At 72.9% G+C, this 26,863-nt stretch carries 19 protein-coding genes; 13 read left to right on the top strand and 6 right to left on the bottom strand.

Going from position 1 to position 26,863, the window contains the following annotated elements:
* Window positions 1-9: 9 nt before the first annotated feature.
* The 8 genes from IE265_RS11125 to IE265_RS11090 all read left to right on the top strand — a co-directional run bounded on the left by IE265_RS11125 (window position 10) and on the right by IE265_RS11090 (window position 8,717).
* On the top strand, window positions 10-1,278 hold the full coding sequence (locus tag IE265_RS11125) for an ROK family transcriptional regulator (protein ID WP_190035293.1): 1,269 nt from the start codon (window positions 10-12) through the stop codon (window positions 1,276-1,278).
* 534 nt (window positions 1,279-1,812) lie between these two features.
* Window positions 1,813-2,886 carry an ABC transporter substrate-binding protein gene (locus tag IE265_RS11120; protein WP_190035292.1) on the top strand — a complete coding sequence of 358 codons (1,074 nt, stop codon included), beginning with the start codon at window positions 1,813-1,815 and terminating at the stop codon, window positions 2,884-2,886.
* Window positions 2,887-2,891: 5 nt separating this feature from the next.
* On the top strand, window positions 2,892-3,752 hold the full coding sequence (locus tag IE265_RS11115) for an ABC transporter permease (RefSeq protein ID WP_190035291.1): 861 nt from the start codon (window positions 2,892-2,894) through the stop codon (window positions 3,750-3,752).
* A complete protein-coding gene (locus IE265_RS11110) occupies window positions 3,728-4,513 on the top strand; it encodes an ABC transporter ATP-binding protein (RefSeq protein WP_190035290.1) in 786 nt (261 codons plus the stop codon). The genes IE265_RS11115 and IE265_RS11110 overlap by 25 nt, the downstream gene beginning before the upstream one ends.
* On the top strand, window positions 4,510-5,844 hold the full coding sequence (locus IE265_RS11105) for an LLM class flavin-dependent oxidoreductase (RefSeq protein ID WP_190035289.1): 1,335 nt from the start codon (window positions 4,510-4,512) through the stop codon (window positions 5,842-5,844). Before IE265_RS11110 ends, IE265_RS11105 begins: the two co-directional genes overlap by 4 nt.
* 56 nt (window positions 5,845-5,900) lie before the next feature.
* Window positions 5,901-6,794, top strand: a complete 894-nt coding sequence (locus IE265_RS11100; protein ID WP_190035288.1) for a TauD/TfdA dioxygenase family protein — start codon at window positions 5,901-5,903, stop codon at window positions 6,792-6,794.
* A 137-nt stretch (window positions 6,795-6,931) separates the two neighbouring features.
* Complete coding sequence (locus IE265_RS11095) at window positions 6,932-8,320, top strand: amino acid permease (protein ID WP_190035287.1); 1,389 nt, start codon at window positions 6,932-6,934, stop codon at window positions 8,318-8,320.
* 178 nt (window positions 8,321-8,498) lie between these two features.
* On the top strand, window positions 8,499-8,717 hold the full coding sequence (locus IE265_RS11090; protein WP_190035286.1) for a hypothetical protein: 219 nt from the start codon (window positions 8,499-8,501) through the stop codon (window positions 8,715-8,717).
* Window positions 8,718-8,806: 89 nt separating this feature from the next.
* On the opposite strand, the gene IE265_RS11085 is transcribed toward IE265_RS11090, so the two are convergent.
* Window positions 8,807-9,457 (bottom strand): DsbA family protein, encoded by a 651-nt coding sequence (locus IE265_RS11085; protein ID WP_190035285.1) that lies wholly within the window; start codon window positions 9,455-9,457, stop codon window positions 8,807-8,809.
* Window positions 9,458-9,617: 160 nt separating this feature from the next.
* Here IE265_RS11085 and pepN (IE265_RS11080) point away from each other — a divergent pair, with 160 nt between their 5' ends.
* Both pepN (IE265_RS11080) and IE265_RS11075 read left to right on the top strand, forming a co-directional pair.
* Window positions 9,618-12,194: an aminopeptidase N gene (pepN, locus tag IE265_RS11080; protein ID WP_190035284.1), complete on the top strand. Its 2,577-nt coding sequence runs from the start codon at window positions 9,618-9,620 to the stop codon at window positions 12,192-12,194.
* A gap of 182 nt (window positions 12,195-12,376) precedes the next feature.
* Window positions 12,377-13,423: a putative endonuclease domain-containing protein gene (locus IE265_RS11075; RefSeq protein ID WP_190035283.1), complete on the top strand. Its 1,047-nt coding sequence runs from the start codon at window positions 12,377-12,379 to the stop codon at window positions 13,421-13,423.
* A gap of 196 nt (window positions 13,424-13,619) precedes the next feature.
* Here the strand turns inward: IE265_RS11075 and IE265_RS11070 are convergent, their stop codons facing one another.
* Entirely contained in the window at window positions 13,620-15,389 is a 1,770-nt protein-coding gene (locus IE265_RS11070) for a TIGR03767 family metallophosphoesterase (RefSeq protein ID WP_190035282.1), read from the bottom strand.
* A gap of 200 nt (window positions 15,390-15,589) precedes the next feature.
* Window positions 15,590-16,108: an NUDIX hydrolase gene (locus tag IE265_RS11065; RefSeq protein ID WP_190035281.1), complete on the bottom strand. Its 519-nt coding sequence runs from the start codon at window positions 16,106-16,108 to the stop codon at window positions 15,590-15,592.
* A 220-nt stretch (window positions 16,109-16,328) separates the two neighbouring features.
* On the opposite strand from IE265_RS11065, the gene IE265_RS11060 reads away from it, so the two are divergent.
* A complete protein-coding gene (locus IE265_RS11060) occupies window positions 16,329-19,634 on the top strand; it encodes a S8 family serine peptidase (protein WP_190035280.1) in 3,306 nt (1,101 codons plus the stop codon).
* 184 nt (window positions 19,635-19,818) lie between these two features.
* On the opposite strand, the gene IE265_RS11055 is transcribed toward IE265_RS11060, so the two are convergent.
* A complete protein-coding gene (locus tag IE265_RS11055; RefSeq protein WP_190035279.1) occupies window positions 19,819-21,087 on the bottom strand; it encodes a hypothetical protein in 1,269 nt (422 codons plus the stop codon).
* Window position 21,088: 1 nt separating this feature from the next.
* The gene (locus IE265_RS11050; protein ID WP_190035278.1) at window positions 21,089-21,643 is read right to left on the bottom strand and encodes an RNA polymerase sigma factor; all 555 of its coding nucleotides are present in this window, start codon (window positions 21,641-21,643) and stop codon (window positions 21,089-21,091) included.
* Window positions 21,644-21,948: 305 nt separating this feature from the next.
* Here IE265_RS11050 and IE265_RS11045 point away from each other — a divergent pair, with 305 nt between their 5' ends.
* Window positions 21,949-22,965: an aspartate-semialdehyde dehydrogenase gene (locus IE265_RS11045; RefSeq protein WP_190035277.1), complete on the top strand. Its 1,017-nt coding sequence runs from the start codon at window positions 21,949-21,951 to the stop codon at window positions 22,963-22,965.
* Between the two features lie 353 nt (window positions 22,966-23,318).
* On the opposite strand, the gene IE265_RS11040 is transcribed toward IE265_RS11045, so the two are convergent.
* Window positions 23,319-23,807, bottom strand: a complete 489-nt coding sequence (locus IE265_RS11040; protein ID WP_190035276.1) for a DUF1203 domain-containing protein — start codon at window positions 23,805-23,807, stop codon at window positions 23,319-23,321.
* Between the two features lie 112 nt (window positions 23,808-23,919).
* On the opposite strand from IE265_RS11040, the gene pepN (IE265_RS11035) reads away from it, so the two are divergent.
* On the top strand, window positions 23,920-26,496 hold the full coding sequence (gene pepN / locus IE265_RS11035; protein ID WP_190035275.1) for an aminopeptidase N: 2,577 nt from the start codon (window positions 23,920-23,922) through the stop codon (window positions 26,494-26,496).
* The last annotated feature ends 367 nt before the right edge of the window (window positions 26,497-26,863 follow it).

Genomic DNA, 26,863 nt, shown 5'->3' with positions numbered 1-26,863 from the left:
AAGTCCTCCATGCCCCGCTCCTCCGTCGTACCCCGCCCGCTCCCCCCGTACCGCCCGGGTCCAGGTCCGGCCCCCTCGCCCGTGCGCCGGGCCGTCGACAGCGACCGGCGCAGGACCAGTGCCAGTGCCGTGCTGCGGTCGGTGCTGGACGGCGGGCCGGTCGCCCGCAGCACCATCGCCCGGCTGACCGGGCTCTCCGCCGCGTCGGTCACCGAGCACTGCGCCCGGCTCACCGCTCTCGGCCTGATCCGGGAGACGCCCGGGCCCCGGCGGTCGAACGGGGTCGGCCGGCCGCACGTACCGGTCGACCTGGACGACTCCCGGTTCGTCGTCGGCGGTGTCCACGTGGCGGTGCCGTACACCACCGTCGCGCTGCTGGACCTGCGCGGCCGTGTGGTCGCCGAGCGCCGGCTCGACCACGACGGGGCCACCGAACCGGGCCGCGTCCTGGCGAACGCCGCCGCGGCGCTGCGCTCCCTCCTGGCGGACGCCCCGGCCCGCGTCCCGCTCTCGGTGGGGGCCGCAGCGGGCGGCTGGGTCGACCGGGCCTCCGGGACCGTCGTGGAGCACCCGCTGCTGGGGTGGCGCGAGGTCGGGGTGCGCGAGGCGATCCGCGCCCACACCGGGCTCCCGGTCCATGTGGACGGCCACGCGCGGTCGCTGGTCAACGCGGAGCGGTTGTTCGGGCGGGCGGGCCGCGGCGGCGGCGGCGCCAGCCTGCTGCACCTGTTCGTCGGCAACGTGGTGGACGCCGCGTTCGCCACGCACGACGAGGTGCACCACGGTCCCCGCTCGCAGTCCGGGGCCATCGCGCACCTGCCGCTCGCGGGCGGCACCGAGCCGTGCGCCTGCGGCCGGACCGGCTGCCTCCAGGCGGAGTTGAGCGAGCTGACACTGTGCCGCCGGGCGCGGGAGGCCGGCGTGCTGCGGACCTCGAACCCGATGCACGTCGTCGCCGCGGCGGCGGCCGGCGACCGTGTCGCCGCCGGGCTGCTGCTGCACCGCGCCCGGATGGTCGGACGGGCGGCGGGGCTGCTGCTCGACGTGCTCAACCCGGACACGGTGGTCGTGACGGAGGTGGGCGCCGTCCACCGGGCGGAGTGCCTCGCGGCCCTGCGGGAGGAGGTCGGCGCGGACCGGGCCGCCGCCGTGGTGCCCACCAGCTTCCCGGACTCCGTGCTCGCCGTGGCGGGCGGTTCGGTGGCCCTGGACGTGCTGTACCGGGACCCGCTCAGCGTGTCCTCGGGGTCGGTGGGCCCGCCACCGGGGCCGATTTAATTCAGAGAATCCGAATGTTGACAGCGGTTGTACGAGGCCAGGAGCATCGTCCCCATGAGCAGCTCGCGGGTGCAGGTTCCGCTCACCAAGTGCCGTGTCGTCGACCTCATGCGGGTCGCACGCACACGTTGTTGCTGACGCTCCGGCGCCCCGGCACACCGCCGCGCGGCTGAACCGGCGCGCCGGCGCGGCAGCCCTCTGACGGCCGCCGCGCCGGATGCCGGTGCCACCCGCGCCGGAGCACGGACCGCCGCCGGGCCCGCCGCCGAGCCGCGGGCCCGGTCCCCGGCCGGGTCCTCCCGGCCGTCCGCGCTCCGGGCGCGCCCGGTCGTACCCCTTCCTCCGCCGCCCCACGGGCGTGCGTCCCTTCCCGCGTGCCGTCGTCCCGTCCGGTCCCCCGCGGCCCGGCGGGTCCTCCGGCGATCCGGCCCCGCCGGGCCCCGGAACCCCGGTGGCTCCGGTCACGCCCGCCCGGAGCCGCCGTCCCGGCGCGCACCACCGCCTCCTGCCCACCTGGAACCCGGGAGTCCTCCCATGCCACCACCGTCCTACGCCCCGCACGGTCTCGACCGGCGCCTGTTCCTCGGCTCCCTGCTCGGTGCCGCCGCCGTCGCCGGGCTCAGCGGCTGCGCGGGCAGCAGCGCCGCCGACTCCGGGAGCAAGGGGTCCGCCTCCGCTCCCCTGGCGAGCAAGGTCCCGGCCGGCACCCGCCTCAAGATCGCCTCGTACCAGGGCGTCCAGCAGCTGCAGTTCAAGCTCGCCGGTCTGTCCGACCTGCCGTTCGAGGTGTCCTCCTGGGCCAACATCGGCGCCGGGCCCGACGTCATCAACGCCTTCCGCGCCAAGTCGCTCGACCTCGCCAACAACGCGGGCATCCCGCCGATCCAGGCGTACTACCAGGGGTTCGACGCGAAGATCGTCGCGATCAACATCACCCGCAAGCCCAACTACCTGTTCGCCACCAAGCCCGGCAGCGACATCAGGAGGACCGGGGACTTCAAGGGCAGGAAGCTCGCCTTCTCCCAGGGGCAGGCCCAGGGCGTCGTGCTGCTGCGCGCCCTGAAGCAGGCCGGGCTGGCCTACGACGACGTGGAACTCGTGCCGCTGACCAGCAACCAGTTCCTCACCGCGCTCCAGGCCGGCCAGGTGGACGTCGCGCCCCTCGCCAACCAGCAGGCACCGGCCTACCTCAAGCAGTACGGCCCCCGGGGCGCCCGCACCATCCCCACCGACGTGGTCGACCTGCTCAACCTGCTGTGGGCGCCCGCCTCCGTGCTGGCGGACCGCGCGAAGGCCGCCGCCGTGGCCGCGTACATCCCGCGCTGGGCCAAGGGCCAGGTGTGGGCGTACGAGCACCCGGACCGCTGGAACGAGGAGTTCTACGTCAAGACGCAGAACCTCACCCTCCCCCAGGCCCGGTCGATCACGGCACTGGCCAACAAGCCGTACTTCCCGCCGAGTTGGGACCGGGCCGTGGCCTGGGAGCAGGAGACCGCCGATCTGCTCGCCGAGGGCGGCTTCGTGAAGGCGTTCAAGGTCGGGGCCCTCTTCGACCGCCGCTTCGAGGGCCTCGCCGCGCGGGCCGTCCCGACCGAGTACCGGAGGTGACCGCCATGACCACCACCGCGGCGGCACCCGCCGTCACCACGTCCGCGCAGGAACCGCCGGCTCCCGCGCGCGGGAGCGCCCGGCGCCGCAGGCGCGGCCTCGCGCCGGGCAAGCGGCTGCCCGCCTCCCGCCTCGTCGGGCCGACCCTGGTCGCCGTCCTGTGGGCCCTCGCCTCGGCCGCCGGGCAGCTCGACCCCGGGGCGATCCCCGCGCCCTGGACGGTCGTCGCCACAGCCGGCCGGCTGTGGGGGGACGGCACCCTCGCGACCGACGTGCTGACCTCCCTGGAACGCGCCGGCTACGGGTTCACCATCGGGCTGACCGCCGGGGTGGTCCTCGCGCTCGCCGCCGGGCTCAGCCGGGTCGGCGAGGCGCTGATCGACGGGACGGTCCAGCTCAACCGGGCGATCCCGACGCTCGGCCTGATCCCGCTGTTCATCCTGTGGCTGGGCATAGGCGAGACCTTCAAGATCGCGATCATCGCGATCGTCGTGTACATCCCGATCTATCTGAACCTGCACGCCGCGCTGTCGGGCATCGACCACCGCTTCGTCGAACTCGCCGAGGTCCAGGGCCTGTCGAGGGTGGCGTTCATCCGCAGCATCGTGATCCCCGGCGCCCTGCCCGGCTTCTTCGTCGGGCTGCGGCTCGGGGTGACCGGCTCCTGGCTCTCCCTGGTCGTCCTGGAGCAGATCAACGCCACCAGCGGCCTCGGCTACATGATGTTCCAGGCCCAGAACTACGGCCAGACGGACGTCATCCTCGTCGGCCTGCTGATCTACGGGATCTTCGGGCTGGCCTCCGACACCGCGGTCCGTCTCGTCGAACGGAGGGTGCTGTCATGGCGACGCACGCTGAGCAGCTGACGTCCACGGCCCCCGCACCGGCCGTCCGGCTCACGGGGCTGACCCGGTCGTTCGACGGGCGTACGGTCCTCGACGCGGTCGATCTGGACCTGCCGGCGGGCCAGTTCACGGCCCTGCTCGGGCACAGCGGGTCCGGCAAGAGCACGTTGCTGCGGGCCATCGCGGGGCTGGACCACGAGGTCGCGGGAAGCGGCGGGCTGACGGCTCCCGACCGGGTGTCCGTCGTCTTCCAGGACTCGCGGCTGCTGCCGTGGCGCCGCGTCCTGGACAACGTGCTCCTCGGCACGGACGGCAAGGAGGCAGAGGCACGCGGTCGCGCCGCCCTCGCCGAGGTGGGCCTGGCGGGCCGTGAACGGGCCTGGCCCAACGAGCTGTCCGGCGGTGAGGCCCAGCGTGCCGCGCTGGCCAGGTCCCTCGTCCGGGAGCCGGAACTCCTGCTCGCCGACGAGCCGTTCGGGGCGCTGGACGCGCTCACCCGGATACGTATGCACGCCCTCCTGCGGGAGTTGTGGGAACGGCACCGGCCGTCCGTCCTGCTCGTCACGCACGACGTGGACGAGGCGATCGTGCTGGCCGACCGGGTGCTCGTGCTGGACGAGGGCCGCATCGGCCTCGACCTGGCCATCGACCGCCCGCACCCGCGCTCGTACCGGGACCCGCTGCTCGGCGAGTACCGGGAGCGCCTGCTGGCCGCGCTCGGCGTCACGGAGGACCACGGCGCCGGGGACGAGCGGGACGCCCGGCAGGAGGCGGCCCGGTGACACAGCGCCTGCTCCATCTGAACGCCTTCCTCATGAGCACCGGCCACCACGAGGCCTCCTGGCGGCTGCCGGAGAGCGACCCGTACGCGAGCGTCGACCTCGCGCACTACCGCGAGCTCGCCCGGATCGCCGAACGCGGCACCTTCGACTCGCTGTTCCTCGCCGACGGCCCGGTGCTGTTCAGCGACGTCGGCCAGCGGCCCTCCGGTGTGCTGGAACCCCTCACCCTGCTCACCGCGCTGGCCACGGCCACGGAGCACATCGGTCTGATCGCCACGGCGTCGACGTCGTACAACTCCCCCTACAACCTGGCCCGCAGACTCGCCTCGCTGGACCACGTCAGCGGTGGGCGGGCCGGCTGGAACATCGTCACGACCGCGGGCAGCGAGGCGGCCCGCAACTTCGGCCTCGACGCCGAGCCCGTGCACGCGTCCCGCTACGAGCGCGCGGCCGACTTCCTGGACGTGGCACTCAAGCTCTGGGACAGCTGGGAGGACGACCTGATCGTCGCGGACAAGGCGGCCGGGGTGTGGGGCGACGCCCGCAAGCTCCATCCGCCCCGGCACCGCGGCCCGTACTTCAGCGTCGAGGGGGCGCTCAACGTCCCGCGCTCCCCGCAGGGTTACCCGCTGCTCGTGCAGGCCGGGTCCTCGGAGAACGGCAAGCGGTTCGCCGCGCGGTACGCGGAGGCGGTCTTCACCGCCCAGCAGACGCTCGGGGACGCGCAGGACTTCTACGCCGACCTCAAGTCCCGTACGGCGCGCGAGGGCCGGGACCCCGGCCACATCAAGGTGCTGCCCGGGATCGTCCCGGTCGTCGGCTCCACCGAGGCCGAGGCGCTGCGGGACGCCCGCGTGCTGGAGGAGCACATCGTGTACGAGCACGGGCTGAACCGTCTCGAACACCTGCTGAACCTCCCGTCCGGCACCCTCGACCTCGACGCCGGGCTCCCCGCGGACCTGCCGCCGGACAGCGCCGTCGAGGGGTCGAGGAGCCGCTACGCGCTCGTGGTGGAACTGGCCGAACGCGAGCGGCTCACCGTCCGCGAGCTGATCGGGCGGCTCGGCGGCGGACGCGGCCACCTGACCTTCGCCGGCACCCCCGAGCAGGTCGCCGACACGATCGAGGAGTGGTTCCGGCAGGGCGCGGCCGACGGGTTCAACATCATGCCCGCCGTGCTCCCGTCCGGTCTCGGACGGTTCGTCGACCACGTCGTGCCGATCCTGCGCGCCCGCGGCCTGTTCCGCACGGAGTACGGACCGCGGCAGACCCTGCGGGAGCGGTACGGACTGCCGCGCCCCGCCAACCAGTACGCCTCCGCCCTCGCCTGAGGCACCCGTACGAGAACCGACCCCGTCCGAGAATCCCCCGGAAAGGACCGTTCCCCATGGCCGACCTCCAGATCCGCAAGGTCACCGCGCACATCGGCGCGCAGGTGTCCGGCGTCGACATCGCCAAGCCGCTGGACGACGACAGCGTGGGCGCGCTGCGCGCCGCCCTGAACGAGCACAAGGCGCTGGTCTTCGACGACGTCGACCTCGACGACGAGGGCCAGCAGGCGTTCGCCCGTCACTTCGGCGAGCTGACCACCGCCCATCCGACCGTGCCCGCGATCGACGGCGCGGCGAACGTGCTGCCCGTGGACAGCGAGCGCGGGCGCGCCGCCAACCACTGGCACACCGACGTCACCTTCGTGCTCAACCCGCCGCAGGCCAGCACCCTGCGCAGCATCACGCTGCCGCCGTACGGGGGCGAGACGCTGATCGCCAACTCGGCCGCCGCGTACCGCAGCCTCCCCGAGCCGCTGCGGCTGCTCGCGGACAGCCTGTGGGCCGAGCACACCAACGACTACGACTACGCGGTGCCGGAGGAGGAGGTGGACGAGCAACTGTCCTCCCAGCGGGCCCAGTTCACGTCCATCACCTACCGCACGGCCCACCCGGTCGTCCGGGTCCACCCGCTGACGGGTGAGCGCGGGCTGTTCATCGGCGGCTTCGCACAGCGCGTCGCGGGGCTGTCTGTGGGCGAGTCGCGCAAGATCCTCGACCTGCTCCAGGCGTACGTCACCCGCCCCGAGAACGTCCTGCGGCACCGCTGGTCCCCGAACCAGCTCGTCCTGTTCGACAACCGGATCACGCAGCACTACGCGATCGACAACTACGACGGGCTGCCCCGGCGGCTGCACCGCGTGACGGTGGCGGGCGACGTGCCGGTGGGCATCGGGGGTACCGCGAGCCGCTCGATCGCGGGCGACGCCTCGCACTACACGACGGTGGCCTGACCCCTTCCCGGGGTGACCGGAGTCTTACGTTCCGTATCGTGCGCGTCCGCATGCTGGGCGGCCTCCTCCCGCGACTGGGGAGGCTGCCCAGACTGTGGGCGTTTTTGCCCTCGCACGCAAGGGACCACCCCCCCCTCATGTCCCGTACCACCCCCGACACCGCGTCCGGCAGCGGCCAGGACACGGACGTCGCGCTCTCCCACGGCCTCAAGCAGCGCCATCTGTCCATGATCGCCCTCGGCGGTGTGATCGGCGCCGGCCTGTTCGTCGGCTCCGGCGCCGGCATCGCCGCGGCCGGTCCCTCGATCGTCGTCGCCTACGCCGTGTCCGGCCTGCTCGTCATGCTGGTGATGCGGATGCTCGGCGAGATGTCGGCCGCCCATCCGTCCTCCGGCTCCTTCTCCGCGCACGCCGAGAGAGCGATCGGACCCTGGGCGGGCTTCACCGCCGGCTGGTCGTTCTGGGTGCTGCTGTGCACGGCCGTCGGACTGGAGGGCATCGGCGCGGCGAAGATCGTCACCCGCTGGCTGCCCGGGACGCCCGAGTGGGCCTGGGTCGCGCTGTTCATGGTCGTGTTCTGCGTGGCGAACCTCGCCGCGGTGAAGAACTTCGGCGAGTTCGAGTTCTGGTTCGCCGCGCTGAAGGTGGGCGCGATCACGCTGTTCCTGGTGCTGGGCGTGCTGGCGATCGCCGGTGTCCTGCCGGGCACCGACTCCCCCGGGACGGCCCATCTGGGCGACTTCCTGCCGAACGGCGGCGAGGGGCTCGTGATCGGCCTGCTCGCCTCGGTCTTCGCGTACGGCGGACTGGAGACCGTCACCATCGCGGCGGCCGAGTCGCCCGACCCGGTCCGCGGTGTCGCGCGCGCCGTCCGCACCGCGATGTGGCGCATCGCGCTGTTCTACATCGGCTCGATGGCGGTCGTCGTCACCCTCGTCCCGTGGGACTCGAAGGCGGTCGTCGAGCAGGGCCCGTACGTCGCGGCCCTGGACCGGCTCGGCATCCCGGGCGCCGCCCGGCTGATGGACGTCGTCGTGCTGGTCGCCCTGCTCTCGGCCATGAACGCCAACATCTACGGCTCCTCGCGCATCGCGTACTCGCTGGTGGCGCGGGGCCAGGGCCCGAAGTCCCTCGGGAAGGTGTCGGCGGGTGTGCCGCGGGTCGCGGTGCTGGTCTCGTGCCTGGTCGGCTTCGGCTGCGTCCTGCTCAGCCACTGGCGGCCCGACGACGTCTTCCCGTGGCTGCTGAACATGATCGGGGCCGTGATCCTGGTCGTCTGGATCTTCATCGCGGTCTCGCAGCTCCGGCTGCGGCGCGCCCTGGAGCGCGAGTCGCCCGAGAGGCTGACCGTCCGGATGTGGGCGTTCCCCGTACTGACCTGGGTGGCGCTGGCGGGCATGGCCGCGATCCTCGTCCTGATGGCGCGGGAGCCGGACACGCGGGTGCAGCTCTACTCGACCGGCGCGATGACGCTGGTCCTCGCGCTCGTCGGGTACGCGCGCCAGCGGGCCCGCGCCGCGCGCTGACCGCTCCCCGTTCCGGAACGGCCTCGCGCCCCCGAAACGGGAAGGGGTCCCCGCGAGGCCGAGCCTCGCGGGGACCCCTTCCCTTTCGCCGGGCGGCCGACGGCGCCGGGGGGGCGACACGGGCCGGGCAGCGGCCCGGACACTGTCGGTGGCCGCGATTTCCGTGCATGGTGGCTCGATGGCGAACGAAAGAGTGTTCCGCTGTTTCACCTGCCGCACCTACGAGGCCCACCGACCGCCCGCCGGGGAGCCCGAGCGCCGCTGGCTCCGGGAGCTCACCGGCAAGAAGTACGTCGACGACTACTGGATGTGCACCAGGGGCGAGTGCCGCAACGTCCGCTACGCCTGGGACGACGACCCCTTCGACCCACCGCTGCGGATGCCCGAGTTCGACTGACCGGCCGCCGCCCAGGTGTCCGTGGGCGACCACCGTCGCAGTCGCATTCGCAGGCGGTCGCCGCCGCGGGCAGCAGCCGCGGGCCGCTGCTAGAGGTTGCTGAAGTCCGGACCCTTGGTACGGCTGCGCTTGATCTCGTAGAAGCCGGGCACGGAGGCGACGAGCAGCGTGCCGTCCCACAGCTTGGCGGCCTCCTCGCCCTTGGGGGCCGGGGTGACGACCGGCCCGAAGAACGCCACCTGGCTGCCGTCGGCGCCCGGTACGGCGATCACCGGGGTGCCGACGTCCTGTCCGACCTTGTCGATGCCCTCCTGGTGGGAGGCGCGCAGCTCTGCCTCGTACGGGGTGCTGTCCCAGTGGTCCATGAGGGACTCGGGGAGCCCGACCTCCTTGACGGCGGCGGCCACCACCGCCTTCTCGGGGCCCTCGCCCTGGTTGTGGATGCGCGTGCCGAGCGCGGTGTAGAGGTCACCGAGCACCTCGGGGCCGTGCTCCTGCTGGGCCGCGATGACGACGCGGACAGGACCCCACGCCTTGGTGGAGAGCATCTCCCGGTACTCCTCGGGCAGCTCGTCCAGCTTCGGCTCGTTCAGCACGGCGAGGCTCATGAGGTGCCACCGGACCTCGATGTCCCGGACCTTCTCCACCTCCAGGACCCACCGCGAGGTCATCCACGCCCAGGGGCACAGCGGGTCGAACCAGAAATCGACGGGGGTCTTGACGGGGGTCTGCTCGGACATGGCTCTCCTAGTCGGGGCGATTCGAGGGTCCTCGATGCACGTCTCCACAGGTGCAACGCAACCGGTCACCCGTGCCATTCCCGGGTGTCCGCCGTCAGGGGCACATGGCAGGATCGGTCCTGTTCACACGAACCCAAGACACGACGAGGGAGTGCCGCCCGTGCCCGGTGAGAATCTGTCCCGCGACGAGGCCCGCGAGCGGGCGGCACTGCTGTCCGTGGAGGGATACGAGGTGTCCCTGGACCTGCGGTCGGCGATCGGCGGACCGGACACCGGGCCGCGGACGTTCCGGTCGGTGACGACGATCCGCTTCCGCAGCGCCGAACCGGGCGCCACCAGCTTCGCCGACCTGATCGCCCCGAGCGTCACGGCGGTCTCCCTGAACGGCCGGGACCTCGACCCGGGCGCCGTCTTCGACGGCACCCGCATCCTCCTGGAGGACCTGGCCGAGGACAACGAGCTGGTGGTCGACGCCCAGTGCGCGTACAGCCGCACCGGCGAGGGCATGCACCGCTTCGTCGACCCGGAGGACGGCGAGGTCTACCTCTACACGCAGTACGAGCCCGCCGACTCCCGCCGTGTCTTCGCCAACTTCGAGCAGCCCGACCTCAAGGCTCCGTACCGCTTCGACGTGCGGGCACCCGAGGGCTGGGTCGTGTGGAGCAACGGCGTCGGCGAACTCACCGACGGCGTGTGGGAGTTCGCCGAGACCAAGCCCATCTCCACGTACATCACGGCCGTCGTCGCCGGCCCGTACCACTACGTGACGGACACCTACGAGCGGGTCTTCGAGGACGGGACGCGGCTGGAGATCCCCCTCGGCGCGCTGTGCCGCAAGGGCCTGGCCCGGCACTTCGACTCGGACGACGTCTTCCGGGTGACCAAGCAGGGGCTCGACTTCTTCCACGACCACTTCGACTTCCCCTACCCCTTCGGGAAGTACGACCAGGCGTTCGTGCCGGAGTACAACCTCGGCGCGATGGAGAACCCGGGCTGTGTGACCTTCCGCGAGGAGTTCATCTTCCGCGGCAAGGTGACGCAGGCGGCGTACGAGCGCCGCGCCAACGTCATCCTGCACGAGATGGCGCACATGTGGTTCGGCGACCTGGTGACCATGGTGTGGTGGGACGACCTGTGGCTCAAGGAGTCCTTCGCGGACTTCATGGGGACCTTCTCCATGGTCGAGGCGACCCGCTTCACGGACGGCTGGATCACCTTCGCCAACAACCGCAAGGCCTGGGCGTACCGCGCCGACCAGCTGCCCTCCACGCACCCGGTCACGGCCGACATCCGCGACCTGGAGGACGCCAAGCTCAACTTCGACGGGATCACGTACGCCAAGGGCGCCTCCGTCCTCAAGCAGCTCGTCGCGTACGTCGGGCGGGACGCCTTCCTGGAGGGCGCGCGCCGCTACTTCAAGCGCAACGCGTACGGGAACACCCGCCTCGGCGACCTGCTGTCGGTGCTGGAGGAGACCAGTGGACGCGACATGGCCGCCTGGTCGCGCTCCTGGCTGCAGACCGCGGGCGTCAACTCCCTCACCCCGCAGGTCATCCTGAGCGCGGAGGGACGCGTCACCGAGCTGGCGATCCTCCAGGAGGCCGCCGAGTCGCACCCCGAACTGCGGCCGCACCGCGTGGCGGTGGGGCTCTACCGCCGCCAGGACGCGGACGGCTCGCTCGTGCGGTACGCGCGCGCCGAGGTCGACGTCGACGGACCGCGCACGGTCGTCGGGGAACTGGTCGGCGCGGACGCGCCCGAGCTGGTCCTCGTCAACGACGACGACCTCACGTACTGCAAGATCCGTTTCGACGAGGGCTCGCTCGACACCCTGCGGGCCCGGCTCGGCGACCTCACCGACCCGCTCGCCCGCGCCCTGTGCTGGTCGGCGCTGTGGAGCCTCACCCGTGACGCGCTGATGCCCGCGCGGGACTTCGTCGACCTGGTGCTGCGCTTCGCGGGCCGGGAGTCCGACATCGGCGTGCTCCAGATGCTGCACGCGTGGGCCGAGTCGGCGCTCACCCACTACGCGGCCCCCGCCTGGCGGGCGGAGGGCGCGCGGCTGCTCGCCGAGGGCGCGCTGCGTGAGCTGCGGCTCGCCGAGCCCGGCAGCCAGCACCAGCTCACCTGGGCCCGCTTCTTCGCGTCGGTCGCCTCGGACGCGGCCGATCTCCAGTTGCTCGAAGGGCTGCTGGAGGGCACGGCGAAGATCGACGGGCTCGATGTCGACCAGGAGCTGCGCTGGGCGTTCCTGGAGCCGCTGGCCGCGCACGGCGCCGCCGACGAGGCCGTCCTCACCGCCGAACTGGCCAGGGACGACACCGCGTCGGGCAAGCGGCACCAGGTGCGCTGCCTGGCGGCCAGGCCCTCGGCCGCCGTCAAGGCGCAGGCGTGGGCGGCGGTCGTCGAGTCGGACGCGCTGTCCAACGCGCTGGTCGAGGCGACGATCGCGGGCTTCGCCCAGCCGTCGCAGCGGGAGCTGACAGCCCCCTACACCTCGAAGTACTTCGAGGCGATCGGGCGGGTCTGGGCCGAGCGGTCCATCCAGATCGGCATGGACGTGGTCAGGGGCCTGTTCCCGTCCCTCCAGGCCTCGCAGGAGACGCTGGACGCGACCGACGCCTGGCTCCGCTCCCACGAGGACGCCCCGCCCGCGCTGCGGCGGCTGGTCCTCGAGGCGGGCGACGACCTGGCGCGCGCGCTGCGCGGACAGGCGTGCGACGTGGCGGCCGGCTGAGCCGGTTGACGGAAAGCTGCCGATAACAGTTACGGAATGCAGCTAATCGACGCCGTAACCCCCGGACGGACCAGGGGGTTTCGGCAGTCGAACGTCTGCACTTTAGGACGGGCTCGTCCGGTTTTGCCTACGGGCGTGTAACAGCGGTTAGGGGTGGGGGCGGCGGCGGGAAACCCCGGGGCATGAACCACGACACCCCGCTCTCCCCCCGCCCCCTCCGCCATGTGCCCGACGTCCAGCAGCGCGTGCTGACCTCCGCCCAACTGCGGTCGCACGGGGTGACCGCCGCGGACACCAACGCGCGGTGCCGGCCGGGCGGCCCCTGGCAGCAGCTCCTGCCGGGCGTGTTCCTGCTCCGCCCGGGCCCGGCCACCGGCGAGGAGCGGCTGCACGCGGCCCTCATGTACGCGGCGCGCTGCCCCGCTCCCCACGCGTCGGTGCCCGCGCAGCCCGGCGCGGGCGAACCGCACGGACCCCGGCAGTACGCGGAGGCGATGGTCACCGGGCTCGCGGCGCTCACCCTGCACCGCTTCTCCTGCGCTCCCCCGCTGCTGTCCCTGGACCGCGTCGACGTGCTCGTCCCGCGGCTGCGCCGGCTGCGCTCGACGGGCTGCGTGCGGATCGTGCGCACCGCGGGCCTGCCCGAGCCCGAGCAGGTCGCCGGCCTGCCGGTGGCACCCGTGCCGCGCGCCCTGGCCGACGCGGTCGCGGACCTCACGGACGCGGACGCGGTGCGCCGGCTGCTGACCGAGGCGGTGCGCGGCGGCCACTGCGACCCGGCCGCCGTCGTACGGGAGCTGACCCAGGCCCGGCTGCTGGGCCGTCCGCACGTCGTGGACGCCGTGGACTCGCTCGTCGCGGAGGGCCGCTCCGTCGCCGAGGAGCGCCTGTACCTGCTGGTCCGCGAGTACGGCCTGCCGGACCCGGTCTGGAACGTGGACCTGCGGCTGCCGGGCGGCCCGCACCTGGGCGGCGTCGACGCGTACTGGCCCGACCAGGCCGTCGCCCTCGAACTGGACACCCGGACGCCCCGGCAGGACGAGGACGCCGCGTGGTCCGAGTGCGCCCGCAGGCGCGAGCACATGGAGCGGCTCGGCATCACGGTCGTGCACGTCACTCCGAGGAAGCTGCGGGAGTCGGCGGAGCAGCAGGCGGCAGTCGTGCGGACCGCTCTGACGGCCTCGGGGGACCGCGACCCGGCCGCGTACGTCGTGGTGGTTCCCCGGTAGTGGCGGACCGGGGCCCCTGCACGCGCACTCGGGAACGGGAGGCGCGGGGTGCGGGGCGCGGGGCGCTAGGAGGGGCCGTGCGGAGGTGCCACCGAGGTCCGTCGGCCCCTCCTCGTGCCGGGGCGGGTCCCGCGGACGTGGCGGGCACGACGGTCCGGCGGGTGTGTCGGGCCCGCCGGACCGGCCGGTGCGGTGGTCAGCTCTTCCTCAGGACCAGTTCCGTGTTCCGGTCGCCCGCCCGCCCGTTCAGGTCGGCGCGCGCGCCGGGGGCGTTGAAGGACAGCTCCCGGTAGAGGGCGGCAAGGCCCGTCTGGGAGAGGTCGGCGAAGTCCGTGCGGTGCGGGGCGCCCGACTCGATCAGCGTCGTGAACAGCGAGAGCGTGCCGTCGTGGTTGTCGACGATCTCGATGACCCGGGCGAGCTGCGGGAAGTCGACGTGCGAGGCGGTGGAGACCTCCCAGAAGGAGCGGCCGTCCGGGGCGGGGTGCGGGGTGATGTCGTTCTTGTGGCTGTGGCCGTTCACCCAGGCCAGCACCGGGCGGTGGGCCCCGAGCAGGGCGAGCACCTCGTCCCCGCCGTGCCGCCGCTCCCCCGGGTGCGCCGGGTCCTCGCGGAGGTTGCGCATCGTCCTGCTGGTGTGGTGGCTGAAGACGACGACGTGCTCCTTGTCCGTCTCCGCGGCCCTGAGGGTGCGCTCCAGCCACCTGAGCTGGGCGGTGCCGAGCGAGCCCTCGTAGTGGCCGCCCGGGTCGGTGGTGTCGAGGCTGACGCCCAGCAGGCCGTCCGCGATGCGGAAGGTGTAGTACTGGGTCCCCGCGTCGATGTTGGCCTGCGAGTAGCCGTGTCCGGTGGGCCCCGCGCCGGTGTGCGCGGGGTCGAGGTGGGCCCGGAGGTACTCGGCGGGGGTGAAGGGGGCGCGGCGCTCGTCCGGGGTGACCGAACGCATCTCGCGCCTACGGGACTTGAGCATCTCCCGGAAGCCCGCTCCCTTGGGGTCGCGGCCCTTCCTGACGTTCTTCCAGAGCGCGGCGCCGACCTGTTCGTCCAGTGCCATCAGCTTCCTGCCGCCCACCGCGAAGTCGGTGAGGAACGAGTCGCCGGGCGCGTAGCAGCCGCCGGGCAGCGAGTCGTGGTTGCCGACCGTCGAGTACCAGGGCAGGTTGAGGCCGGGGCTGCGCAGTTCGCGGATCGCGGCGGCGAGGAAGCCGTCGACGCGCGGGAACCCGAGCTGCTTGTCGGCGTCGCGCAGGGCCGCGTCCGGCTGCCAGTACAGCTTGAGGCCGCTGTCCTGGACGCCCTCGTAGCGGTCCGGGTCGCCGGAGTTGGGGGTGATGCGGCCGCCGCTCATCACCTTCAGGAACCAGTCGAGTTCCGTCCTGGCGTTGTTGTCCGTGTTGTCGCCGGTGGTCATCACGAAGTGCAGCGGTGAGCCGGTGATCGGGGCTCCCCGCAGCGCGTTGACGCGCTCCACGAGGGAGACCGCGCCGGCCACCGACAGGGACTCCTGCGGACGCCAGGCGCTGGCGGTCTGCGCCCGCAGGTACTCGTACCGCAGCGGGTGCTGGACGTCGACCAGGTGCAGGTCGGTGAACTGCACGAACGAGGCGAGCGCGGTACGCCGCCCGGCGCGGCCCGCCCGGGGCGCGGCGAGTTCGCCGCGTACGACGCGGGGCCAGGCGGGTCCGTCGCCGAGCCGCCGGAAGCCCGATCCGGGACGCGGTGCGGCGACGCTCGCGAGAGTGGTGCCGCGGGTGTACGGGGCCAGGGGCGCGGCCGGCGCGCGCCGGGAGGCGGCGGCGGGCGAACCGTGGGCGGTGGTGGCGGTACCGGCCGCGGCCTCGGCCTCGCCGGCGGGTGGACGCAGCGCGAAGCCGAGGCCCGCGGAGAGGGACACGGCCCCGGTGGCGGCCAGGAAGGCGCGGCGGTCACGGACAGTGGAGGTGGCGACAGAGCGTATGCGCGGCATGGCGCGGTCTCCCCGAGTGCGAACGCGTCGGCAGTGGTCGCGGGGAGTCCGGCTGACGGACTCCCCGCTCACTCCGGATCGTTGGCATCGGGGATGACCTGGGCGTTAACTGGGCCGCAACGGGCGACACCGATCACCGTACGTGGATCTCGGCCCGCCCCGCGCGTCCACCGAGCCCTCGCGGAACCGAGGGGAGGCGGTCACTCCGTGTTCATGTCGCGGGGTAGGGGCGGGGTCCGCCCGTCCGCGGGGCCCTCCTGGAACTCGGGAATCCCCGTCACGCGGCCGGCCGCGGGCCGCTCCCGCCAGAGGGCGAGACCGACGTCGACGAGGCCCACCCGGTCCAGCGCGGGCACGTCGTCGAGGGGGTGCCAGGCCGCCATGTCGGTGGAGCCGTCCGTCTCGTTGCGCAGTTCGCCGCCGGTCACCCGGACCTCGTAGACGATCCGCAGGCCCTGGAAGTCGACGGCGGTGCCCAGGCGGCGCGGATGGCTGCGCCGGAACGAGTCGACGCCGAGGAGCGCGAGCGGCTCGACGGCGTAGCCGGTCTCCTCCTCGGCCTCCCGGACCACGGTGTCGTACGGGTCCTCGCCGTGGTCCATTCCGCCGCCGGGAAGGGTCCATCGCCTGCGGCCGTCGCGCGACACCCAGCGCGCGAGGAGCATCCGCCCGTCCCGCACACACACGGCGTAGGCCGCCACCCTCAACTCCTTGTGCATGCGCCGACGTTAGGCCAAGGCGGGTCGCACGTCCCGGTTTGGCCGGAGATCCACCGCATGACGTATGGCGGAATTACGCCATGGACACCTCACGCCACGGTCAACCCTCCCCAAACGTGCGCCTCTTGGGTAAAGCTGAGCGATCATCCGGGTTCACATACCGGACTGATGTGATCGATCCGATCGCCAACGCTCCATTCCTTTACCTACAAGGATGCTGATGACCCCCAACCCTCAGCGTGCTCCGATCACCGGAGCGAGACGCGCGGCACGCATCGCCGTGGCCGCCGGACTCGTGGCCGCGCTCTCCGCGGCCGGGCCGATACCCATGGCCTTCTCCGCGGACGATCCGGGCACACCCGCCGACGCGGCCGTCAAGTCCGCGACCGGCAAGCTCGGTTCTGCCGACGCCGACCTCCTCACGGAGGCCGTGGCGAACGGCGACAAGAACGTCACGATGATGATCGCCACCGCCCCCGGGCAGACCGAGCAGGTCGCCGACCAGCTCGACGCGGTGCGCGGCGGCTCCGTGGGCCGCACCTACGACAAGCTCGGCTACGTCCGCGCCACCGTCCCCACCGCCAGGGCCGAGGCGGCCATCGCGGCGGCCTCGAAGCTCTCCTCCGTGCACGGCATCGACCTGCGGCAGGAGATCGCGCTGGACGACCCGACGCCCTCCGCCGACCGGGCCAAGGGCGCCAAGGCGGCCCCGACGGCGGGCACCTACCCCGCCCCCGGGAAGAACACCCCCGCGGAGAACCCGTACAACCCGTCCTTCGAGACGGGTGCGGTCGACTTCGTGGCGGACCACCCGAAGGCGGACGGCCGCGGCATCACCATCGGCATCCTCGACTCCGGTGTCGACGTGGCGCACCCCGCGCTCCAGAAGACCACGACCGGCGAGCGCAAGATCGTCGACTGGGTGACGGCGACCGACCCGCTGGTGGACGCCGACGCGACCTGGCGCGCGATGGTCAACGCCCGTTCCGGCCCGGCCTTCTCCTTCGACGGCGAGAGCTGGAAGTCCCCGGCCGGCGACTACGCGGTCAGCCGCTTCCGCGAGTCGGCGTCCGTCGGCGGCGACGCGAACGGCGACCTGAACCGCGACGGCGACACGACCGACAGCTGGGGCGTGCTGTACGACGCCGCGGCCGGCACGGTCCGCGTCGACCTGAACGACAACAACGACTTCACCGACGACGAGACGATGAAGCCGTACAAGGACGGCTACCAGATCGGCTACTTCGGTACCGACAACCCGGCGACGGACGTCGTCGAGCGGGTGCCGTTCGTCGTGGAGATCCGCAAGGACGTCCCGATGGACCCGCTGGGCGGGACCTGGGTCGGCAAGAAGTCGGACTTCGTCAACATCGGCATCATCGAGTCCGAGCACGGCACGCACGTCGCCGGCATCACCGCCGCCAACAAGCTGTTCGGCGGCCGGATGAACGGCGCCGCGCCCGGCGCGAAGCTCGTCTCCTCCCGCGCCTGCACCTGGTCCGGCGGCTGCACGAACGTGGCGCTCACCGAGGGCATGATCGACCTCGTCGCCAACCGCGGCGTCGACATCGTCAACATGTCGATCGGCGGCCTGCCCGCGCTCAACGACGGCAACAACGCCCGCGCCGAGCTCTACACGCGCCTCATCGACACCTACGGCGTCCAGCTCGTCATCTCGGCCGGCAACTCCGGCCCCGGTGCCAACACCATCGGCGACCCGGGCCTGGCCGACAAGGTCATCTCGGTCGGCGCGTCCATCTCCAAGCAGACCTGGGCCGCCAACTACGGCTCGGCCGTGGAGAAGAAGTACGCGATGATGCCCTTCTCCTCGCGCGGACCGCGCGAGGACGGCGGCTTCACGCCGACGCTGACCGCGCCCGGCGCGTCGATCAACACCACGCAGACCTGGCTGCCCGGCGGCCCGGTCGCCGAGGCCGGCTACTCCCTGCCGGCCGGCTACTCGATGCTGCAGGGCACCTCGATGGCGTCCCCGCAGGCCGCGGGCGCCTCCGCACTGCTGCTGAGCGCCGCGAAGCAGCGCGGCACCGACCTCACCCCGGCCACCCTGCGCACCGCGCTGGCCTCCACCGCCGACCACATCAGCGGTGTGCAGGCGTACGCGGAGGGCGCCGGCCTGATCAACGTCCCCGACGCCTGGGACTCGATCCGTGACGGTGCCACCGCCCACACCTACGCGGTGAAGGCCCCGGTCGACACCGCGATCGACTTCGCGCTCAAGGACCCGGGCTTCGGCACCGGCATCTACGACCGCGAGGGCGGTCTGCGCGTCGGGCAGAAGAAGACGTACGACGTCACCATCACCCGCACCTCCGGAGCCGACCGTGCCGTCCGGCACGAACTGCACCTGGAGAACAACAGGGACGACACCTTCCGGATCGTCGGCAGCGACGAGGTCTCGCTCCCGCTGAACAGGCCGGTGACCGTCAAGATCGCCGCCAAGCCGGAGAACTCCGGCCTCAGCAGCGCGATCCTGGAGGTCGACGACCCGCGCACCGAGGGCGTCGACAAGCAGGTCCTGAGCACCGTGGTCGCCTCCGCGCCGCTCAAGTACACCTACTCCGCGTCGGGTTCGGTGCAGCGCAACAACCACAAGTCGTACTTCGTGACCGTCCCCGAGGGCGCCAAGACCCTCCAGGTCGCGATCGGCGGGCTGAAGGGCCTGAGCCAGACCCGGTTCATCGCCATCCACCCGTACGGCGTCCCGGTCGACGTCACCTCGACGCCGAACTGCTACAACAACTACCTCGACGGCAACGGCTGCCGCCCCGACCTGCGCTCGTACAGCGACCCGCAGCCGGGCGTCTGGGAGATCGAGGTCGAGTCGCGCCGTACGTCGCCGCTGCTCGACAACCCGTACAAGCTGGACGTCGAGGTGCTGGGCGCCGACTTCGACCCGGCCGTCGTGACCGTCCCCGAGGCCAAGGTCGGCACCCCGGCCCCGGTCTCCTGGAAGGTGACGAACAAGCTCGTGGCGATCGACGGCTCGCTCAAGGGCGGCCCGCTCGGCTCCTCGAAGTCCTCCCGGCCGACCATCGCCCAGGGCGCCACGGACACCACCACGGTGGACGTGCCCGCGGGCGCCGGTTCGCTCGACGTGTCGATCGGCAACGTCTCGGACGCGGCCGCCGACCTCGACCTCACGGTCTACGACGCCACCGGCAAGGTGGTCGGGCAGTCGGCCGACGGCGACTCCGAGGAGGCCGTCTCCGTCAAGTCGCCCGCCGCCGGCACGTACACCGTCGAGGTCGCCGGCTACTCGGTCCCGGCGCAGACCACCGCGTACGACTACCTCGACGTGTACTTCGCGCCCTCGCTCGGGCAGGTCGAGGTCGACGCGACGCCCGTGAAGCTCGCCACCGGGGCCTCGGCCCCGGTCGCGGCGAAGGTCGTCGCGAACGCCGCGCCGCCGGAGGGCCGGACGTTCTTCGGCCGCGTGCAGCTCGTGAACGCGCGGGGCACGGTGGCCGGCACCGGCAGCGTGCTGATCGAGAAGGTCGTGCCGTAGCACCTGGTACGTCCTGAAACGCCCGGGGCGGGCGTCCGGTCCACCGGACGCCCGCCCCTTCCGTTCCCCCGGCCGGTTCCCCCCGGACCGGCCACGGACCGGCCCACGCCGGGCGGCTCTCCCGGACCGGCTGTCCTGGTCGGCGGAACCGGCCGGAGGGCCCCGGGGGGGCCTTCCCCGGACGTCAGGGGCCGCCTTCCGTCCCGCCTTCCGTCCCGTCCGGGCAAGGGACGCCCCGGGCGCCCGGCAGCGCCCTCAGGATGTCCTTGCGGGCGTCGCCGACACCCCAGCCGGTCTCCCAGTCCTGCCGCTCCTGCGGGTTCACCGGCACCCTGACCAGGGTGTACATGCCGACCTTCAGGTCCTCGCGGGCACTGTCCGCGAGGGTGACGGCGATCGTCGGGTGGTCCGCCACGGACCGCTCCGGCCGGTAGTAGTGCTTCACCTTCAGGACGACGCTCACCGTGTCGTCGGCCGTGGGCGTGATGCTCCGCACGGTTCCCTCGACGAGGACCTTCGAGCACGCGATGTGCCTCTCGGGCGAGTACTCCGCCCGGCCGCCGTCCAGGCTGCCGCCCGCCTTGGAGTCGGCCTGGCTGCTCTCCGCCTTCGAGACGTCCGCGTCGCCGGCCCCGTTCTGACCGAGCCACACCAGCCCGCCGAGGACCGTCGTCGCCGTCGCCACCGCGAGCGCGCCCACGGCGACGGCCGCGTAGCGCCGGACCCGGTGGCGCCCGGCCGGCCCCGTACGCCCCGGCGGTCCGGCGCGCCGCGGCGCGGTGGCCGTCCCGGACGTGCCCGCCTTCCTGAGAGCCGTGCCCCTCCCGGACGGACCGTCCGGGTCCCCCCGGCCGACCTCGCCGTCCGGGCCGCCCGGAATCTCGGGACCGTCCGGACTCCCGGGGGTGTCCCGGTGCGCGACCCCGGCCCCGTTCACGGGGGCCCGGGTGTCCCGCTGCTCGCCGGCGCCGTCGTGCGCGGCCGACCCGCGCCCTACCGGGGCGGTGTGCCGGACCCGCCCGTTCAGCACGGGCCGGCCCGTCCGCTCCGGAGCCGTGTCCGCGGCGTCCGTGTGCGCGGGCTCCACGTGGATCGCGTCCGTGTGCGTCGCGTCCACCTGGGCGGACCGGCCCGCGTCCCCGGAGTCCGCGCGGCCCGGGTCCACGTGCCCGGGGTCCGCCGAGCGCTCGGTGCGCTCTGTGCGCTCCGTGCGCTCTGCGTGCTCTGTGCGCTCTGTGCGCTCTGTGCGCTCTGTGCGCTCTGTGCGCTCTGCGTGCTCGCTCTCCGCGGCGAGGGTGTCGCCCATGAGTTTGAGCTGTTCCCTGAGCAGGGCCACGTCGGCGACCGCCGCCCGGTGCTCCGCCGCGAACTCCGCGTCGTCGCCCGCCCCCTCGGGCAGGGGCTCGTCGGTGAGCGCGGCCAGCAGCGCGTCGATTCCCTCGTACTCGGCCACGTCACACCACCTCGTCCTCGTGCAGGCGGGCGCGCAGCGCGCGGACCGCCGTGTGCAGCCTGCTCTTGACCGTGCCCTCCGGAATGCCGAGCTCCTCGGCGATCCCCCGCACGGGCAGGTCGGCGTAGAAGCGCAGCACGAGGATCTGCCGCTGGGCGTCCGGCAGTTCGTCCAGGCCCTGGGCCACGGCGAGGGACAGCACCTTCGTGTCGTCGCCCGTCGAGTGCTCCGGGTGCTCCGCGTGCCTCAGCGAGGCCAGGCGCTCGCCTATCCGCTCCTGGCGGCGCCTGGCCCGGTGCCAGTCCATCGCCAGGTTCGAGGCGACCACCGCGGCCCACGCGGACACGTCACGCGGGGCCTCCGTGCCGCTCGCCGCGCGCTCCAGGAGCCGCAGGCGTACCTGCTGCACCCCGTCCGGCAGGTCCGCCTGCGGCACCCCGCCGAGCGCGAGCACCGCCCGCACCCGGCGCTCCTGAGCCGCGTCCAGTGGGTCGTCGGGGCCTCCCCCGGCCCCGGCCCCCTGGACGCGGCGGGCCATTCTGCGCAGCACAGCCACCCCTCCCCTCGCCGCGTTTCCCCTAAGACGCCGGCGCCGCGCGAAACGTTCGAGCGGATTTCGCGGGCCCCGGGGCCACATCCTGCACCCCGGCCCCGCGCTGCCGACCACCCGGCCGTACGCGGGCCGTGCACCCGGCCGTACGTGGCCGTGCGCGGCGCTGCCACGCCCGTTCCCGGCGGACCCCCGCGGCCGTGACGTGTCCCACTCCGTGAGCCGGACGGCAAAGGATTGGACAGGCGGGCCCGGGTGAGACGCATCATGGAAGCGCTGGACCACGCGAAACGTACGCAAAGGGAGTCGCCGTGAAGGTCGGAATCGTCGGAGCCACCGGTCAGGTCGGCACGGTCATGCGCAGGATCCTGGTCGAGCGGGACTTCCCGGTCACCGAGCTGCGCCTGTTCGCCTCGGCCCGTTCGGCCGGTTCGGTCGTCGACGGTGTGACCGTGGAGGACGCCTCCACGGCCGACTACTCCGGCCTGGACATCGTCCTGTTCTCCGCGGGCGGCGCCACCTCGAAGGCCCTCGCCGAGAAGGTGGCCTCCCAGGGTGCCGTGGTGATCGACAACTCCTCCGCCTGGCGCCGGGACCCGGACGTACCGCTGGTGGTGTCCGAGGTGAACCCGCACGCGATCGCCGACCGGCCCAAGGGGATCATCGCCAATCCGAACTGCACCACGATGGCCGCGATGCCCGTGCTGAAGCCGCTGCACGAGGAGGCGGGCCTGGAGGCGCTGGTCGTCGCCACGTACCAGGCGGTGTCGGGGTCCGGTGTGTCCGGTGTCGCCGAGCTGCACGGCCAGGCGCAGAAGGTCGTCGCGGACGCCGACAGGCTGACGCACGACGGGTCGGCGGTGGACTTCCCCGAGCCGCAGGTCTACCAGCGGCCCATCGCCTTCAACGTCGTCCCGCTGGCCGGCTCCGTCGTCGACGACGGGCTCAACGAGACCGACGAGGAGCAGAAGCTCCGCCACGAGTCCCGCAAGATCCTGGAGATCCCGGGGCTCAAGGTGTCCGGCACGTGTGTCCGGGTTCCGGTCTTCTCGGGCCACTCCCTCCAGGTCAACGCCCGTTTCGCGCGGCCCCTCACGGCCGAGCGGGCCACCGAGCTGCTCGGCGGGGCGCCGGGTGTCGCGCTCTCCGACATCCCGACCCCGCTGCAGGCCGCCGGGCAGGACCCGTCCTTCGTGGGCCGCATCCGCGCGGACGAGACCGTCGAGCACGGGATCGCGCTGTTCGTCTCCAACGACAACCTCCGCAAGGGGGCCGCGTTGAACGCGGTGCAGATCGCGGAGCTCGTGGCTGCCGAGCTTCGCGGCTGAGGCCGCGGTCTTTCCTGCCTTCCGGGGGCGGTCACCTTTGCGGTGGCCGCCCCCCGTTGCGTGCCGCGGCCCGGGGGCCCTGGGGCGCCTCGTCCGTCGGGTGCCGCGCCGTTCTGGCTGGGCGCGCCGTTCCCCGCGCCCCCGAGGTGGGGGCCTGGGGCGCCTCGTTCCTCGGGTGCCGCGTCCTTGTGGCTGAGCGCGCCGTTCCCCGCGCCCCTCAGGTGGGGGCCTGGGGCGCCTCGTTCCTCGGGTGCCGCGCCGTTGTGGGTGAGCGCGCCGTTCCTCGCGCCCCCGAGGTGGGGGCCTGGGGTGCCGCGTCGTCGGGGGTGGGTGGTGGTTTGTCGTGCGGGGGGTCAGGGGGTTCTGCGTATCTCGTAGAGGAAGCAGCCGTACTCGACGGCGCGGACGTGGACCGCGGCCACCTCGGGGTCGGCGAACGCCTCGGCGAACGCGGCCGTGAAGTCGGCCTCCGCCGCCGGCGCCCCGACCAGGCGGCCGCCGAGTATCCGGCCGTCGGCCGCGTACCGCCGCACCGTCCGGTGGGCGCCCGTGAACGGGACCGCCTCCGTCTCCGGGCCCTCGCACTCCAGCGCGTGGACGAACACCGGCCCCTGCTCGTCGTAGGCGCCCGGATCGGCACCCGTCAGCGCGGCCCAGCGGCGCAACGGGGCGTACGACACGAGGGCGATGCGTTCCCCCGGCCTGCTGCGGCGCAGGCAGCAGCGCAGCGGGGCGCCGCCCTCCTCGTCGGTCAGGGGACGCGCGACGCGCCCCGCGTCGTCGGTGACGCGCAGTTCCTCGAGTGCTTCGGGCGGGACGGGTCGCGGAGTGTGTGTCGCCATGTCACCAGCCTCGCCGTCCGGGGACCCGGCCACCGGCGGGAAACGGACATCGCATTCCCCGCAGCTCCCGTGGAAGGATGGCGCAACCCACACATAACGAGGAGATGACCGCGTGCCTGGCACAAACCTGACCCGCGAAGAGGCACAGCAGCGGGCGAAGCTGCTCAGCGTTGACTCGTACGAGATCGATCTCGACCTCTCCGGCGCGCAGGAGGGCGGCACCTACCGGTCCGTGACCACGGTGCGCTTCGACTCGGCCGAGGGCGGCGCCGGGTCCTTCATCGACCTGGTGGCCCCGGCCGTCCACGAAGTCACGCTCAACGGCGACGCGCTCGACCCCGCCGAGGTCTTCCAGGACTCACGGATCGCGCTGGCCGGCCTGCTGGAGGGCCGCAACGTCCTGAGGGTCGTCGCGGACTGCGCCTACACGAACACCGGTGAGGGACTGCACCGCTTCGTCGACCCGGTCGACCAGCAGGCCTACCTCTACACGCAGTTCGAGGTGCCGGACGCCCGCCGCGTCTTCGCCTCGTTCGAGCAGCCCGACCTCAAGGCCACCTTCCGGTTCACCGTGAAGGCGCCCAGCGGCTGGACGGTCATCTCCAACTCGCCGACGCCCGAACCCAAGGACGACGTCTGGGAGTTCGAGCCGACCCCGCGCATCTCCACGTACATCACCGCGCTGATCGTCGGCCCGTACCACTCCGTGCACAGCGTGTACGAGAAGGACGGGCAGTCGGTGCCGCTCGGCATCTACTGCCGGCCCTCGCTGGCCGAGTTCCTCGACTCGGACGCGATCTTCGAGGTCACCCGGCAGGGCTTCGAGTGGTTCCAGGAGAAGTTCGACTACGCGTACCCGTTCGGCAAGTACGACCAGCTGTTCGTCCCGGAGTTCAACGCGGGCGCGATGGAGAACGCGGGCGCGGTCACCATCCGCGACCAGTACGTCTTCCGCTCGAAGGTGACGGACGCCGCGTACGAGGTCCGGGCCGAGACCATCCTGCACGAGCTGGCCCACATGTGGTTCGGCGACCTCGTGACGATGGAGTGGTGGAACGACCTCTGGCTCAACGAGTCGTTCGCCACCTACACGTCCATCGCCTGCCAGGCGTACGCGTCCGGGTCACGCTGGCCGCACTCCTGGACCACGTTCGCCAACTCCATGAAGACCTGGGCGTACCGGCAGGACCAACTGCCGTCCACCCACCCGATCATGGCGGAGATCCGGGACCTGGACGACGTCCTCGTCAACTTCGACGGGATCACGTACGCCAAGGGCGCGAGCGTCCTCAAGCAGCTCGTCGCGTACGTCGGCATGGACGAGTTCTTCCGGGGCGTGCAGGCCTACTTCAAGGCGCACGCGTACGGCAACACCCGTCTGTCCGACCTGCTCGGCGCGCTGGAGGAGACCAGCGGGCGCGATCTGGGCACCTGGTCGCAGAAGTGGCTCCAGACGGCCGGCATCAACATCCTGCGCCCCGAGATCGAGACGGACGCCGACGGTGTCATCACCTCCTTCTCGATCCGCCAGGAGGCCCCCGCCCTGCCCGCCGGCGCGAAGGGCGAGCCGACGCTGCGGCCGCACCGCATCGCGGTCGGCCTGTACGGCCTCGACGGGGGCAGCGGCAAGCTGGTCCGCGCCGAGCGCGTCGAGCTGGACGTGGACGGCGAACTGACCGCCGTGCCGCAGCTCGTCGGCAAGCACCGCTCCGACGTGGTCCTGCTCAACGACGACGACCTCTCGTACGCGAAGGTCCGCCTCGACGAGCAGTCCCTCGCCTTCGTGACCGAGCACCTCGGCGACTTCGAGGCCTCGCTGCCCCGCGCCCTGTGCTGGGCCTCGGCCTGGGACATGACCCGCGACGGCGAACTCGCGACCCGCGACTACCTGTCGCTCGTCCTGTCGGGCATCGGCAAGGAGTCCGACATCGGTGTCGTGCAGTCGCTGCACCGCCAGGTGAAGCTCGCCATCGAGCTGTACGCGGACCCGACCACCCGCGAGGCGCTGCTGACCCGCTGGACGGACGCGACGCTGGCCCACCTGCGGTCCGCCGAGGCCGGCAGCGACCACCAGCTGGCCTGGGCGCGCGCCTTCGCGGCCACGGCCCGCACGCCGGAGCAGCTGGACCTGCTGGAGGGCCTCCTCGACGACCGGGAGACCGTCCCGGGCCTGGCCGTCGACACCGAGCTGCGCTGGTCGTTCGTCCAGCGGCTCGCCACCGTCGGGCGTTTCGACGAGGCGGAGATCGCGGGCGAGTACGAGCGCGACCGGACCGCGGCCGGTGAGCGGCACGCGGCGACCGCCCGAGCAGCCCGCCCGACCGAGGAGGCGAAGGCGGAGGCCTGGGCCTCGGTCGTCGAGTCCGACAAGCTCCCGAACGCCGTGCAGGAGGCCGTCATCGGCGGCTTCGTCCAGACCGACCAGCGTGAACTGCTCGCCCCGTACACGGAGAAGTACTTCGCGTCGGTCAAGGACGTCTGGGACTCGCGCTCGCACGAGATGGCCCAGCAGATCGCGGTCGGGCTCTACCCGTCGATCCAGGTCTCCGCGGACACCCTGGCGCTGACGGACGAGTGGCTGGCCTCCGCCGAGCCGGGCGCGGCCCTGCGCCGGCTCGTCTCCGAGTCCCGCTCGGGCATCGAGCGCGCGCTGAAGGCACAGGCCGCGGACGCTGCGGCGGCCCGGTAGCCGGCTCCCCCGCTCTTCGGGGTACGAGGAGGGGCGTCCCGCATCACGCGGGGCGCCCCTTCCGCGCGTGATGCGGCGCTCGGGCCTTGCCCTGTACGGGCCTTGCCGCGTACGGGCCCTGCCGCGTACGGGCCTTGCCGCGCGGGGACCGGCCGCGTGCGGATCCTGCGCCGAGCGGGCGCTGCGGAGTCCGGGCGCTGCCGGGTCCGGGCGCTGCGGAGTCCCGGCTCCGGGGCGGGGCGGCCGGTGGGGCGGGGCGGCCGGTGGGTGTGGTGTCGCGGGGGGACCCGAGCGCGCGGGGCCGCCCTGTCCCCGGGGGGCCTGCTCGCCCGCCGCACGCCTCACGCCCGCCGCCGCACGCCGTACG

This window comes from Streptomyces fructofermentans, from assembly GCF_014651055.1.
Lineage (GTDB): Bacteria > Actinomycetota > Actinomycetes > Streptomycetales > Streptomycetaceae > Streptomyces > Streptomyces fructofermentans.
Note: the sequence above shows the minus strand (reverse complement) of the source record. Positions and strands in the feature narration are given on the sequence as shown.

What these genes read in the sequence shown, in the direction of transcription:
- IE265_RS11100 (WP_190035288.1), top strand. Translation starts at nt 5,901, where the DNA reads ATGGCCGACCTCCAGATCCGCAAGGTCACCGCGCACATCGGCGCGCAG.
- IE265_RS11070 (WP_190035282.1), bottom strand. Translation starts at nt 15,389, where the DNA reads ATGCCGCGCATACGCTCTGTCGCCACCTCCACTGTCCGTGACCGCCGC.
- IE265_RS11060 (WP_190035280.1), top strand. Translation starts at nt 16,329, where the DNA reads ATGACCCCCAACCCTCAGCGTGCTCCGATCACCGGAGCGAGACGCGCG.
- IE265_RS11125 (WP_190035293.1), top strand. Translation starts at nt 10, where the DNA reads ATGCCCCGCTCCTCCGTCGTACCCCGCCCGCTCCCCCCGTACCGCCCG.
- IE265_RS11110 (WP_190035290.1), top strand. Translation starts at nt 3,728, where the DNA reads ATGGCGACGCACGCTGAGCAGCTGACGTCCACGGCCCCCGCACCGGCC.
- IE265_RS11120 (WP_190035292.1), top strand. Translation starts at nt 1,813, where the DNA reads ATGCCACCACCGTCCTACGCCCCGCACGGTCTCGACCGGCGCCTGTTC.
- IE265_RS11065 (WP_190035281.1), bottom strand. Translation starts at nt 16,108, where the DNA reads ATGCACAAGGAGTTGAGGGTGGCGGCCTACGCCGTGTGTGTGCGGGAC.
- IE265_RS11090 (WP_190035286.1), top strand. Translation starts at nt 8,499, where the DNA reads ATGGCGAACGAAAGAGTGTTCCGCTGTTTCACCTGCCGCACCTACGAG.
- IE265_RS11040 (WP_190035276.1), bottom strand. Translation starts at nt 23,807, where the DNA reads ATGGCGACACACACTCCGCGACCCGTCCCGCCCGAAGCACTCGAGGAA.
- IE265_RS11095 (WP_190035287.1), top strand. Translation starts at nt 6,932, where the DNA reads ATGTCCCGTACCACCCCCGACACCGCGTCCGGCAGCGGCCAGGACACG.
- IE265_RS11075 (WP_190035283.1), top strand. Translation starts at nt 12,377, where the DNA reads ATGAACCACGACACCCCGCTCTCCCCCCGCCCCCTCCGCCATGTGCCC.
- IE265_RS11085 (WP_190035285.1), bottom strand. Translation starts at nt 9,457, where the DNA reads ATGTCCGAGCAGACCCCCGTCAAGACCCCCGTCGATTTCTGGTTCGAC.
- IE265_RS11115 (WP_190035291.1), top strand. Translation starts at nt 2,892, where the DNA reads ATGACCACCACCGCGGCGGCACCCGCCGTCACCACGTCCGCGCAGGAA.